Below are 14031 nucleotides of genomic sequence, written 5' to 3'. Positions count from 1 at the left end.
CAATAAGTTGTGTAATTTGGAATTTTCAGATTTGGAATTTACTGTTTAAGATATAAATAATGATTAAAATAATCAATAATCGCTTTTCCTTCCAACAGAACATCAGCGCCAATAATGCCATGAACGGGTTTTGCTTTGTATTGCCGTAATGCTTCATTAACGTGTGAAAGATCAAAAATAACCAGGCTAAAATCAGTATTTTTCCAGGAACCAAGCTGAAGTAAATTTTGTTTGGAGATTTGTGTTTTCATTCCGGTACCGCCGGCACCTGCCGCTTTGGTTTTAGAATTTTTTGTGCTTAATTCGAATTTTTCGATGCTTTCAAAACCCACGCAGGAATTTGATGCGCCCGTGTCTAAAATAAAACTTCCGGAAACGCCATTGATTTTTGCCTTAATAGATAAATGCTGTGTTTTGGTAACCTTGAATTTTATTTTTTTGTATTTCTCTTTTTTGAGAACCTCGTGCAGATTTTCCATTTTCGATAATGATTGAAAACCAAAAATAAACCAATTACAGTCAATAAACTAATGATATAAAAGATATAATTGGTCGAATTTGTTTCGGTAGAAATTGCGCCGTAATACACAAACGAGCTCCAGTAATAGGGAGATTTTTTAGCATTTGGAATCGATTTGTCGTTTAAAAAATGAAGTTTTGCATTGGTATTGGCTTCAAAATACGTTTGGTTATTTTGAATGTTTTTATAAAAATCAGTCATAAAGACCGATGTTGTATAATCGTTTACTTTCCATAAAGAAAACAACAGATTTTGCGCTCCGGCAAACTGAAAACCTCTTGCCACACTCATGGCTCCCTCAGCTTTGTAGAGTTTTCCGATTCCGGTTTCACATGCGCTTAAAACCACTAAATCCGGATTGATGTTCAGATTATACAATTCAGAATATAAAATTTCCTGATCATAAAATTTGATGCTTGCGGGTGTTTCAATATCACCTGCAGCAGCGTGTGTACTTAAATGCAGGACAGAATAGTTGGAAACGTTATTTTTAAAATTAGAAAAATTCGCATCGGCATTTTCTAAATATTTCCCTTTAAAATTAGTGCGGATAAATTCTAATTCTTTCTTCGAATAACTCAGTTCAAAAGCTGTTTTTTCGAAAACCGGAAACACGCCTAAAACGTTTTTTTCTGAATTAGAAACCGGTTTGGAATTCAGATAAAAATTCGCAGAACTATTATACGCAATCCTGAAATCATTTAGTAAATAATGCATTTTGGCAAAATTGGATGTTTTAGATTCTTGTGTAATCAATGCTTCAAACGGAAGAAAATTTAAAATACCATCAGGTACAATGATGAGGTTTTGATACACTGAATTGTTTGGAAGTTTCAGTAAATCATAAACAACTTTTCCATATTTGTTATAACCTGAAATATCATTTGTAATAGAATTTGCGTCGTTAAAATAATCTACAAACTGTATAATTTTAGGAATTGCCAAATGATCGACCCAGATATAATTTAGTTCAATTTTGTTCTCTTGCAAAGTGAAATAATACAATTTTTCAGCGCCGATGAAATAATACACCATCACGGCTTTGTCATTCTCCAGCTTCTTAAACAATGCTTTTAAATCACAATTTTCCGGAATATAATCTGGATTTTCAGCCTGGATTTTTTTTAGTGAAAGCGTCAGTTCATTTTGCTTTTTGATAAGATTATTGATTTTCGAAATATCTGCAGCATCTCCCTTTTGCTGTTCTTTCAAAATAGTGTTATTAAAGTTTTGAAAATCCTGCAAAAGCTGTTTTTCTTCTGCGGAAGCGTTTTTAATTTTCGAACGATAATTTTTTAAAATTCCCGATTTAGTTCTTTCAGACAACTGAAAAGCTGCATTGAGATATTCAGTTTTTCCCTCCTTTTCATGAAGGCTTTTATAAATCGAAAGACACTTTTCAGTTCGGTTTCGGGATCGTAATTGTGATATGATTTTTGAGTTTTCGTAAATCAATGAATTCATCAATAAATCTTCGATGTAAAAGGAAAGTTCAAAAGCTTTTAATGCTTTTTTGGGATGGTTCAGCTGTAAAATTTCTGCCTCCAGATCGATTGCATCTATCAAAACTGTTTCTGCATATAATTGGTTTTGATTGGGCAGCAGGTTTTTGGAATTATAATTCGGAATTAAAACTTTAAAAACAGCCGAAATCTGCTTTGAACTTTCCTCATATCTTCTTTCATCAAAAAGCAGCAAAGCTTTTTCATAATATAATTTTGCCAATTTTCGGGGCTGCTGGTTTTTGGATTCTAAAAATAGCTTTTCAGCCTTTTGCATATAAAAATCAGCAACATCAAATCGTTGCCGTTGCCTGTTCATTGAAGCCAGATTTCGATAAGAATTCGATAAAGTTTCTGATTGCTCCTTTTCGTTTTTAAGATACTTTACAGAAGATTGAAAGGATTTTTCGGCTTTGTCATTCGAATTTTTAATCGATAATAGTTGTTTTGAACCCAGCCAGTAATTGTTTCCTAAATTATTCAGCAAAATCCCTTTTTGTGAATTCGATAATTTTTCTGTTTTTAAAGTATTTTCCAAAAGTTCAATTGCCAGCGAAATCTTTCCTGAACTCTGATAAACATTCGATAAATTCAGAATTGCCGCTATTTTTTGGGATTGGTTTTTCTCTGTTTCTGCAATAAAATAATACTGTTTGATGGTATTTTCGGCGCTGTCATAATCTCCCAAAACGGTGTATAAATTGCCGAGAGGTTTCAGGCAGTATTCAATAATATCGTAATTATTGAGTTTGTGTTTTTGGTACAATTGCCAGGCTTTTTCATAACCCAAAACCGCATTGTGTGTCTGTCCAAACTGATTCTGATAATAGGCCTTGTTGCAGTTTAAAACCACAACAGCTAATAACTCGTCTTTGGTTTTTGGTTTTGAGTTTTTCCAGAAAGCTGTTTCAGTATTGGTTAAATTTTGTAACGCTTTCGCGGAAGGGTTCGCAACAAAAGTATCGATTGCATTGTAAATTTTGTCTTCGGAGTTTTGCCCCAGAACATTCAGGTTAACAAAAAGAAAGATTAAACCATATAAGTGATATAAGTTCATTTTGCTGGATAGTATTTTAAAGTGTCCGTCTGAGCGGAGTCGAAGACTTTTTTTGTTTCGAGCCTTCGACTCCGCTCAGGATGACACTTGAATTTTAAAACTTAAATTTACTTATATCACTTATATGATGAAAATAATTTAAAACCTCCAAATCCCATACACCTGAAAATAATTAAAATCCTGTTCAAAGTTGATCACATAACGCGCTCCTAAACTCGGTCCGATTCTGGCGAAACCTGCTGTTAAGTCAAATAAAAGACCGGTTTTTAAATCCGTAAATGAGTTTTTAACCGTATTGTTTGTCGTTTTTGTATCTATTAAAATATTTTCTTTGTCGCCTTCAAAAGTTTCTGTTTTAATATCCTGACTCTGTTCTGATGCAACATTGATATTGGCCTGAATTCCGGCTCCGACACCTATATAATTATTAATGTTGTACCGAATCAAAACCGGGATTTCCCAATTGACATTCTTGTTTTCGGCTGTTGTTGTGGTCCGTATTAACTGTCGGGTTCCGTTTGCATTGGTGCCAAATTGGGTTGTAACATTGACTGCGCTGTTGTATTGGTTTAAAGCGTTTACCCATTCTGCCTGCCAGTAAAAACGATAGGCTTTAAAAGGCGAAATAGTAGCGCCGACAAAATAACTCGTCGATCTGTCAAGATCCGGATAAAAATTATATCCGGCTTTTGCGCCAATCGAAATTCCCGGTAAAAATCGTGTAGTGGCGTAGTTGGTTATGATAGGTTCGTTTTTATCAAAAATAATAGACGTACGGCTTTTGGTTTTCACTTTATGAAAGTCTTCACCAAACTTCATCGAATAACGTACAAAACCTTTGGTGCTGTCTTTTTCCTTAACGTTTTTTTGTTCGGTTCCCGGAAGGTAAATGTTTTTAAACGTAAAAATGATTTGTTTTTTTGTAATGATGGTATCGAGACAGCTTACGGTTGGTTCTTCGTCTTTCGGACAAATAGGGCATTCGGGATACATGCCTTCAATCTGGAACGTTTTTTTGTCGAACATATCCGGGATATCGGTTTCTAAGCGAATTTTTCTTGCCGGGCCTTCGCCGTTGTTTTGAAAACGGGTTTTGAATTTCACTCTTTTAAACCGAACGAGTCTGTAATTCATAAAACTCCCGTTCGAACCCATTTTGTTGGGGTCGTGAGAGGTTACGATTTCCATTTCGAGGTTTTTTACTTTATGGTTTTTAAAACTGCGGTTGGGTACAAAAATCCCGCGCATGGTAACCGTTGCGCTGGTATCCTTGATCATTTCGGGAGTGGTTTTGAAAGTGTAAAAAACATTTCGCGTTTCATTTGGATTGGCATCGTCAAATTCCAGAATCGAAACATTATGATAGATCGTATGTGCTTCTTTTAAACTTGCGTCTAAATCTTCTTCGGTTGTCGTATTTTTATATTTTTTGAATTTTATAGTGTTTTCTGTGGAGGCCAGATAGTTTTTTGTATCATCCAAATCGTCAACTGAAGCCACTGTATTTTCTTTTACTTCACGTTCGCCGGCATAGGTCCTGAAATCGGACAATTCGAAATTATTGTTTTTGAATTGCTTTTCGTTATAAAAAAGATAGAGCTTGCCATTGGCAACATAATTTTCCAGATTTTGATAACTTACTACGACTACCATTTCCTGTTCCGGAATTGGGTCACAGTTTTTTATGATTGTAAATCCGTTTTGATCGGCAATGGAGGCGATGTCCTGATACGGGTCGTCTCCTATTTCGTTAACCGCCACTTTTTTTGGTCGTGTCGCAGGAGGTTTTCCGTTGTCGTAATTGTTGGTTACAGCAAGTCGTGCGGTATAAGTGCCTTTGTTTTTATAGGTATGTTTTGGTTCTGCCTGTTTGCTGTAATGTCCGTCACCAAGCTCCCATAAGTAGGAGTAGCTGGGTTTTGGAGCACCCGCAATTGGAATTAACGGCGGCGTTTCGGGTTTAAAAGTGACCGAATTGCCTTTCTGGATGTAGCTGATATTTGCTCTTCGGGTGATGGTGTCTTTTACTTTGGTCTGCGCAAACACCATTGCTGATGAAAGAAAAATGAAACAGCATAAAAGTTTTTTCATGGTCGAGGAGGTTTTTAGCCCTGATAGGAGCGGCATCCTTTTGTGCCGGGGTTCGGCATAAAAGATACAGCGTACAGCAGGAATAGCTTCTGAAAATCATCAGAAATTAGTTTAAAACAGGTTTAAATGTAAAAAAAAGTGATGAGCAAATCACCACTTTTTCTTAAAAAGTATTTTTGTAAGTTATTGAATAGCATTGATCGCTGCTACCAATTGCGCTTCAGAACCTACTTTTGTTTCGGCAAGTGTAAAGCTGTAAACTGCATTTGCTGTCGTTGTTACTCCTTTTATAGCATAACGCCATTGACCATTTTCTTCTGTGGCGAAAATAATGTGGCAAGCTAAACCAACCGGAATCTGACCGTAGTGTTCGCTGAATAGACCTGCTGCTGTGTAAGTGTCTAATTGTGCAAGCGCATTTGTTCCTTCTCCATCATAAGAAAGATATACGGCAGAATTGGTGTTGTCGAAACCTTCAGGTGCATCAACTAATATCGTAGTTTTAGGTCTTGTATCACTGTAAAAACGATCGACATTTGCCCATCCAAAATTTCCAAAAGTAACGTAATAGCTGTTTGCTTCGCCCTGAACGCCGCCTTTTCCTCCAGCACCGTCTTTAGCTTCTCTCCAAACTAAATTATCTTCTTCGTCGATATTTCCAAACCATAAAGTCATCTGATTATCAAAACCACCTGTCAGACCTGTTGGTACAATAAGATACATGCCGCATGAAGTAGTTAAATCCTGTCCGTTTTGTGTGGCTTTGATATAAAATTCACCCCCTGAAATTAATAAATTTTTCTTTCCGTCAGGCATTAAACCCATGGTTGGCTTGTTTGTTACCAGCATATCTCCTTTGTCAAAAAGCTCTACGTATTCGATGTCAATTGTTCCGGTTACGGCCACTCCTGCTTTTTTAAGACAATCGCCATTCAGGTTGATCTTTACTCCTTTTGCTGAGGTTAGCACAATATTGCCTGTACCTGCAGTTGCTGTAAAATGCTGTGTTCTTCCTGCCAGAGCATCCTCTCTTACGGCTGCAAATTCTGATGCTGAAGGAGGTGTAATTTTTACATCATCTCCGTCAGTGTTGTCACAACTTGCAAAAGTTGCGAATGCTAAAAACAATAATCCGATTTTTCTAAAATTTGTGTTCATGATTTCTAATTTTTATAAATCTGAGCTGATCGTTATCAGTTGGTTTTCAGATTTCGGTTGTTAATTTTAAATTTTATATCCTTATATCAATTCGGGTTTGATATTGTTACCCTGGTTTTTGAAATTTATTTTTCATTTGTTTTATACCACTATATCAACTGGCCTTGAAAATTGTTACCCCTGTTTTTTATTTTTTTTTGAAAATTTATTTAGAGAGGCATTTTTCTTCAAAAACATTTCCGTCTTCATCGAGTGCAACCAGGATTTCTTTTTTCTTTGAAAGACGAATAATTAAATACAACCAGACTATTGACCAAAGCCCGAGTGTGGCAAAAACCAAAGTCAGCTGAAGAGTAGAATCGATTTGTTTTTTTTCTCTCGATAAAACCACATAAGGAAGTTTATCATTTTTTTCAATTACGATAAATCCGTTGCGAATTTTGTTCGACAGTATTTGCTGGAACTTGGCAAAATCTTTCTCGGTTGTAAATTGATAACTTCCCATTTTGATGTGATTTTTAATTCTAAATAACCTTCTATTGCCCTATATCAATTTGTTTTTAGGATTGTTACCTCTTGTTCTGTAAATTTTTTCAGATTCTTTTTTTTACTTTAGCTAATAATTTTCATTATGGAAAAAAGTAAAATTCATCCCGACCAAAAATATATCGAAGGAATTGGCGCAAATGATTCGGCAATAATCCGGTCGATTTATAAAAATTGCGTTCCCAAAGTGGTTTTCTATATCATGAATAATTCCGGCGATAAGGATCAGGCGCAGGATGTGGTTCAGGAAATCATGATTTTGCTTTTTAATCAGGCCAAAGCCAATACCTTACTGCTGACTTGCCCTTTTGACGCCTACTTTTTTTTGTTGTGTAAAAGGAAATGGCTTAACGAATTGAAAAAAACTTCGAATAAAGGGGTAACAATTAATGAAGATTTTGCATCTATCAATGAATCTGCTCTCGAATTGGCTGAACAAACCGGACAATTTGATGAAAAACAGCAGCTTTTTGATACGATGTTCCAGAAATTAGGAGACAAATGCCAGGAGCTGCTAAAACTGAGTTTCGCCATTAAATCGATGGAGGAGGTTGCCGAAAAGCTAAACGTAAGTTACGGTTATGTCCGTAAAAAAAAATCGTTATGTATTGGACAGCTGACACAGTGGATTCAGGAAGCAAAAAATTTTAATTCTCTTAAAAATAATTAGCCATGAACGAAGAACGCTATATATTATTTGATCAGTATCTGCAGGGTGAACTGAGTGTTGAGCAAAGAAACAGCTTTGAAAAAGAGGTCTCAGAAAATCCGGAATTTGCCGCTGATTTCAAAACCTTCAAAGAAGTTCTGGAACAACTGGAAAACAAATTCGGGCATGAGCAGGAAAGAGAGGCGTTTAAAGCAAATCTATCTGATATTTCAGATAAACATTTCAATAAAAACAAACCAAAATTGGTATTAATGCGTCCGTGGTATTATGCGGCGGCGGCATCTGTAATTATTTTATTCGGATTGTTCTTTTTTAATCAAAATACAAAACCTGATTTTGCAGATTATAATCAACAGGAACACGCCTATTTGACTGAAAGGGGAAATGTTCAGGATGAATTAAAACAAGCCGAAGAGGCATTTAATTCTAAAAAATACAAAGCAGCTATTCCGCTTTTTGAAATTATTCTGAAAGAAAATAAAACACCTGAGATTCAATATTATTACGGAATTGCCTTGTTGGAAGAGAATCAGTTTTCAAAATCCGAAGCTGTATTTAATGAATTGAAATCAGGAACTTCAGTCTATAGGGAAAAAGCACTCTGGTATCTGGCCTTATCCAAATTAAAACAAAAAGATTATAAAGCCAGTAAACAAATCCTGCAAACCATTTCGCAGGATTATGAAGATTATGATGAAGTTCAGGAACTTTTGGATGCTTTGGATTAATTTTAAAACAATTAAGAAGCTTTATTGTTGCAGCTGTAATATTTGTCGCTTTTTTCTCAAAAATAAATCGGATTTAGATATAAAATTCTAAATTCGCTTTTTTTTATTATGCTAACTTCAAACCATATAGCTTTAACTTTATTGAAACTGGGAAGTAGTATTATTTGTCATTTCGACGAAAGGAGAAATCACACAAGAAATTCCGCAAAGAAATTTGACAATCTTTGTCGCTTTACGAGTGTGATTTCTCCTTTCGTCGAAATGACAAGATTGTGTAAAAACCCGCATTAATCCGCGTTTCCACGAAAGTGAACCCGTCAAATCCGCGTCCCAATCACACGCAATTGCTATTCTTTTAATATTGTCGTAATTTTGACAACTTTAAAAAACAAACAATTGGATTCGACTACAATAATCACCGATACCCACACGCATTTATATTCTGAAGAGTTTGATCAGGATCGTGACGAAATGATACAAAGAGCGATAAATGCAGGCGTAAAACGCTTTTTTATTCCAGCTATTGATGCCGCTGCAACACAATCTATGTATGATCTGGAACAAAATTATCCGGACTATGTTTTCCTGATGATGGGGCTGCATCCCACTTACGTGAAAGATAATTATCTGGACGAGCTGAAACATGTTGAAACAGAACTTTCAAAAAGAAAATTTTATGCAGTTGGCGAAATCGGAATAGATTTGTACTGGGATAAAACGCACTTGAAGGAACAGCAAATCGCTTTTAGGAGACAAATCCAGCTTGCAAAGCAATACAAACTGCCCATCGTAATTCATTGCCGAGAAGCTTTTGATGAGATTTTTGAAATTCTGGAAGAAGAAAAGTCACCTGATTTGTTCGGAATTTTTCATTGTTTTACCGGGACTTACGAACAGGCACTTCAGGCGATTTCGTACAATATGAAACTCGGAATCGGGGGCGTAGTGACTTTTAAAAACGGAAAAATCGACCAATTCTTACACCAAATTGATTTAAAAAATATAGTTTTAGAAACCGATTCGCCTTACCTGGCACCCATTCCATACAGAGGTAAACGCAACGAAAGCAGTTATTTAAAAAATGTAATTGCAAAACTGGCTGAAATTTACGAACTTTCAGATATACAAATTGCAGAAGCAACAACGCAAAACTCTAAAGACGTTTTCGGGATTTAATACCCCGATTACCATACTTTGATTTTTTTTTTGTTCTTTTGCCCACCTAAATTGATATTTATAATGCAGAAATTTGACGCTATTCGACCATTTTATGATTCTGAAGTAAATGAAGCACTTCATGGAGTTGCCAATCATCCGATGATGAAGACCATGATGAATTTTACTTTTCCGGAATTAAATGATGAAGTCTGGAAAGAGCAATTGAAGAAAACACACTCCATACGTGATTTTCAGTGCAATTTTATATATCAGACGATTCAAAAAGTACTCGATAAAAGTTCTGAAGGACTTACAACTTCGGGTTTTGAAAAATTAGAAAAAAATACTCCTTATTTATTTATATCCAATCACCGCGATATTTTGCTGGATACGACTTTACTGAATGTTTGTCTTTTTGAACATGGTTTGGTTATGACAGCCTCTGCAATTGGTGATAATTTAGTTAAAAAAGCATTTTTGAGCACACTCGCAAAACTAAACCGTAATTTTTTGGTTTTAAGAGGATTAACTCCAAGAGAAATGCTGCAAAGTTCGAAATTGCTGGCAGAATATATGGGGCAGTTACTGCTTCGTGAAAACCGTTCGGTTTGGATTGCACAAAGAGAAGGGCGTACGAAAGACGGAAATGACGAAACCAATCCGGGTGTTTTAAAAATGATAGCAATGGGCTCAGATGAAGCGAACCCGATGGATTATTTCAAAAAATTAAAGATAGTTCCAGTCGCCATTTCATACGAATATGATCCGACAGATGTTTTGAAAATGCCGCAATTAATGGCTGAAGCCAATAATGAGGTGTATGTAAAAGATAAAAATGAGGATTTCATGACCATTTTAAGCGGTATCATGGGGACAAAAAAAAGAATACATATTTCGGTAGGAGATGTTCTGGATACTGAAATAGATCAGATTGTTGCCGAAAACGATAATTCGAACAAACAGATTCAGGCACTGGCGCAAACTATTGATGATTCGATTTTACAGAATTACCAGTTGTGGCCAACCAATTTTATCGCCTACGATATTTTAAACGGAACCAGTCAATACGCTCATTTGTACAAAGAAAGCGAGAAACAGCTTTTTGAGCGTCGTTTAGAAAAGAGAATAGGAACTGACAATGGTGTTGCAAGACAAGGATTTTTAGCCATGTATGCCAATCCTGTGGTGAATAAATTAAAATATCAGAATGCCTTCTAAATCTAAGATACTCTTAATCTACACCGGTGGAACCATCGGCATGAGTAAGGATTTTGAAACAGGGGCGCTTAAAGCTTTTGATTTTGGAAAACTGCTTAAAAACATCCCCGAAATAAAACAGCTGGATTGTGAAACCGAAACCGTTTCATTTGAAAATCCAATTGATTCTTCGAATATGAATCCTCAAATGTGGGCGAGAATTGCGACCATTATCGAGGAAAATTACAATATTTTTGACGGATTTGTAGTGCTTCACGGCTCAGATACGATGTCGTATTCGGCTTCGGCATTGAGTTTTATGCTTGAAAATTTAGCCAAACCGGTTGTGTTTACGGGCTCGCAATTGCCAATTGGAGATTTGCGTACCGATGCCAAAGAAAACCTGATTACAGCCATTCAGATTGCGTCGCTTCAGGAAGATGGAAAACCTGTTATAACCGAAGTTTGCCTCTATTTCGAATATAAATTATACCGCGGAAACCGGACTTCAAAAGTAAATGCCGAGCATTTCAGGGCTTTCACGGCACCAAACTATCCTGAATTGATAGAATCGGGTGTTCATCTTAAACTAAACCGGCATTTATTTCTTCCGGTAAAAACCGATGCAAAACTGATTGTACATAAAAACCTGAACAATAATGTAGCCATTATAAAAATGTTTCCGGGAATGAGTGAAAATGTTCTGGCTTCGATTCTGGCAACTAAAGATTTAAAAGGAATCGTTCTGGAAACCTACGGCTCCGGAAATGCCCCTACCGAAGACTGGTTTTTAAATTTGATTGAAAAAGCGATTCAAAATGGCTTGCATATCGTGAATGTAACACAATGTTCAGGTGGAAGTGTCAATATGGGGCAATATGAAACCAGTACAGCTTTAAAATCTCTGGGCGTGATTTCCGGCAAAGATATTACGACTGAAGCAGCTATTACCAAATTGATGTATTTATTGGGTCACATCGTTACGATTCCGCAAAATGAATTTAAAACCATTTTTGAAACGGCTTTGCGTGGCGAAATTTCGCTTTAGCAAAATAAATAACAGCAAGTATTGAAAGGATTTTCGAAAATTACTTTTCTAACTCATTTTTTTTCATGTTATTTGCAAACCAAAATAGAAAGGTGTCCGAGTGGTTGAAGGAGCTAGCCTGGAAAGCTAGTATATGGGTAACTGTATCGAGGGTTCGAATCCCTTCCTTTCTGCGAGAAATCTTCATTAAAGATTTTAAAATATTGATGCCCAATTTTACAGTTAAAAATGTAAGATTGGGTTTTTTTACTTCTAATAATTGCTTTAATCCTTTGACGATCTTTATCGGTTAAAAAAATATTTAACTACTTTTGAATAACAAGTTTATAAATGAATCATTTTTCATTGTAAATAGCAATGCTGGATTAAAATTAACTGTAATGCGAAGTAATCTTAATCAATTTCATAGTAATCTTACTGAAAATGATGAAATTATTAAAGAAAAGTTGGAGCCATATTTTCCTAATACAAATTCAAACTTAACCAACATAAAAATATTGAAGATGGAATTGAATCTATAACATTTTTTGTAGATGAAGAAAATGAAACACCGATTAAAATTTCAAGAGGAGAAGAACGAATTTTTGTGTGGTGTTTCTTTTTAGCTTTATTTGAAGTTGATGGTTGGGCAGATCAACAAAATGCACATATTTTGATTGATGATCCTGTCTCAAGTTTAGATGATCATAATATATTCATTACAACAAGGTCTATTTTAGAATTAGTAAAAAAGAATTATTTAAAGAAAGAAAAAATAATAATTTCTACTCATCACATTGGTTTGTTTTCAATTCTTGCAACCTGGTTGAAAAATGATGACAGCAAAGGTGGCGTTGGTAATCTAACAAAACTGATTATACTAAAAAATAAAGAAGGAGAACTTAGCTTTAAAGGAACAACTAGTGATGTTTTTTTGTATCATTTACATCTTTTACAAACGCTACAAGAAGCTAAAAAAATTCAGCTTTACAAATATCATATGGTTTTATTAAGACAAGTACTTGAAAATATCAACTCATTTGTCGGATCTAAAAAAATAGGAAGAATATTAACCGATATTGGTATAGAGGATGTTGATAAAAAAACAGATGAAATAAATTCCTTGTCACATCAACAATCTTATCGTTATCAATTTAGTGAAATGAACGATAATGAAGAAACATTATTCAATGAGGTGTTCGACGGTTTAATCGCTAAATATAATTTCAAATTTTAATTGAAATAAAATAAAAATAACAAAAAAAATTGAGTAAAATCCTTTGGGAGATAGCAGATAATTTGCGAGGTGCGATGAATGCCTATATAAGTAAAGCGTAAAAACATGAGCGATTTAGATAAAAATATTCCTGTATTATATGAAGATGTTTGCCAGATTATAGACGGTACACGCACTCGTATTGCAACTACTGTAAATGCCGAAGTATGCTGGATGAACTGGCATATTGGCAAACGCATTAAGGAAGATGTTTTGTATAATCAACGGGCAGAATATGGCAAAGAAATAGTCAAAAATTTGTCTGTGTTGCTTACCGAAAAATATGGTAAAGGCTGGAGTTTTTATAAGCTTCAACATTGTGTACGCAGTGCGTACACTTTTACCGAAGACCAAATTGTATACGCAGTGCGTACACAATTGACCTGGACGCATCTTCGCTCTCTAATGAGCATAGATGATGAGTTAAAACGCTCATTTTATCTGGAAATGGTTCGCCTTGAACATTGGGATACCCGAACTCTTGACCAAAAAATAGAAAGTTTGTTTTATGAACGAACTGCTTTGAGCCGCAAGCCTGAAGAATTGATCAAAGAAGAATTAAAACAAATACAATCCACCAATTCACTAACTCCGGACGCAGTTTTTAGGAGCAGTTATTTTCTGGATGTACTGGGATTAGCTGATACCTATTCCGAAAAAGATCTGGAAGATGCCATTTTATTGAATTTACAGTCATTCATCAAAGAGATGGGAAACGATTTTGCATTTTTAGACCGTCAAAAGCGAATTACAGTTGACGCAGTTGATTATCGGATCGATTTATTGTTTTTTCATCGTGGTTTAAGACGTTTGGTGGCAATTGACTTAAAGCTGGGTAAGTTTAAACCCGAACATGAAGGACAAATGCTGCTCTACCTGCGCTATCTGAATAAAAACGAAAGAAAAGCAGGAGAAGAATCACCGATAGGTTTAATTCTTTGCAGTGAAGGCAATACGGAGCATATAGAATATTTAATGCTGGAAGAAAGTGATATAAAAGTAGCCCAGTATTTTACACAGCTACCTGATAAAAAGCTATTAAGCGAAAAGTTACACAAAGCAATTGCTGTAGCAAGAGAAAATCAAACAAAAGAATTATAA

At 35.4% G+C, this 14031-nt stretch carries 12 protein-coding genes and 1 tRNA gene; 8 read left to right on the top strand and 5 right to left on the bottom strand.

The genetic code is table 11. From position 1 onward, the window contains the following. Positions 1-38: 38 nt before the first annotated feature. The 5 genes from GXM17_RS13700 to GXM17_RS13680 all read right to left on the bottom strand — a co-directional run bounded on the left by GXM17_RS13700 (position 39) and on the right by GXM17_RS13680 (position 6833). Entirely contained in the window at positions 39-479 is a 441-nt protein-coding gene (locus tag GXM17_RS13700; RefSeq protein WP_163399887.1) for a retropepsin-like aspartic protease, read from the bottom strand. Beyond that, a complete protein-coding gene (locus tag GXM17_RS13695; RefSeq protein WP_163399886.1) occupies positions 431-3079 on the bottom strand; it encodes a CHAT domain-containing protein in 2649 nt (882 codons plus the stop codon). The genes GXM17_RS13700 and GXM17_RS13695 overlap by 49 nt, the downstream gene beginning before the upstream one ends. 138 nt (positions 3080-3217) lie before the next feature. Next, positions 3218-5170 carry a PKD domain-containing protein gene (locus GXM17_RS13690; RefSeq protein WP_163399885.1) on the bottom strand — a complete coding sequence of 651 codons (1953 nt, stop codon included), beginning with the start codon at positions 5168-5170 and terminating at the stop codon, positions 3218-3220. Between the two features lie 183 nt (positions 5171-5353). Continuing rightward, the gene (locus GXM17_RS13685) at positions 5354-6328 is read right to left on the bottom strand and encodes a hypothetical protein (RefSeq protein ID WP_163399884.1); all 975 of its coding nucleotides are present in this window, start codon (positions 6326-6328) and stop codon (positions 5354-5356) included. Between the two features lie 205 nt (positions 6329-6533). Next, the gene (locus tag GXM17_RS13680; RefSeq protein WP_163399883.1) at positions 6534-6833 is read right to left on the bottom strand and encodes a hypothetical protein; all 300 of its coding nucleotides are present in this window, start codon (positions 6831-6833) and stop codon (positions 6534-6536) included. 126 nt (positions 6834-6959) lie between these two features. On the opposite strand from GXM17_RS13680, the gene GXM17_RS13675 reads away from it, so the two are divergent. From GXM17_RS13675 to GXM17_RS13640, 8 genes are all read left to right on the top strand, one after another. Continuing rightward, a complete protein-coding gene (locus GXM17_RS13675; protein WP_163399882.1) occupies positions 6960-7544 on the top strand; it encodes an RNA polymerase sigma factor in 585 nt (194 codons plus the stop codon). 2 nt (positions 7545-7546) lie between these two features. Further along, complete coding sequence (locus GXM17_RS13670) at positions 7547-8272, top strand: tetratricopeptide repeat protein (protein ID WP_163399881.1); 726 nt, start codon at positions 7547-7549, stop codon at positions 8270-8272. Between the two features lie 372 nt (positions 8273-8644). Continuing rightward, positions 8645-9448, top strand: coding sequence for a TatD family hydrolase (locus GXM17_RS13665; RefSeq protein WP_425280019.1), 804 nt, complete (start codon positions 8645-8647; stop codon positions 9446-9448). A 63-nt stretch (positions 9449-9511) separates the two neighbouring features. Beyond that, positions 9512-10648, top strand: coding sequence for a 1-acyl-sn-glycerol-3-phosphate acyltransferase (locus GXM17_RS13660; protein ID WP_163399880.1), 1137 nt, complete (start codon positions 9512-9514; stop codon positions 10646-10648). Continuing rightward, entirely contained in the window at positions 10638-11675 is a 1038-nt protein-coding gene (locus GXM17_RS13655) for an asparaginase (RefSeq protein WP_163399879.1), read from the top strand. The genes GXM17_RS13660 and GXM17_RS13655 overlap by 11 nt, the downstream gene beginning before the upstream one ends. Before the next feature lie 86 nt (positions 11676-11761). Then, positions 11762-11848: transfer RNA gene (locus GXM17_RS13650), tRNA-Ser, on the top strand. Between the two features lie 413 nt (positions 11849-12261). Then, the gene (locus GXM17_RS13645; protein ID WP_244307402.1) at positions 12262-12891 is read left to right on the top strand and encodes an AAA family ATPase; all 630 of its coding nucleotides are present in this window, start codon (positions 12262-12264) and stop codon (positions 12889-12891) included. 105 nt (positions 12892-12996) lie between these two features. Further along, the gene (locus GXM17_RS13640) at positions 12997-14031 is read left to right on the top strand and encodes a PDDEXK nuclease domain-containing protein (RefSeq protein ID WP_163399878.1); all 1035 of its coding nucleotides are present in this window, start codon (positions 12997-12999) and stop codon (positions 14029-14031) included.

Origin of the sequence: Flavobacterium fluviatile, assembly GCF_010645065.1 — a bacterium.
GTDB lineage: Bacteria > Bacteroidota > Bacteroidia > Flavobacteriales > Flavobacteriaceae > Flavobacterium > Flavobacterium fluviatile.
The sequence above is the reverse complement of the archived record's forward strand: the minus strand, read 5'-3'. Positions and strand labels throughout refer to the sequence as shown.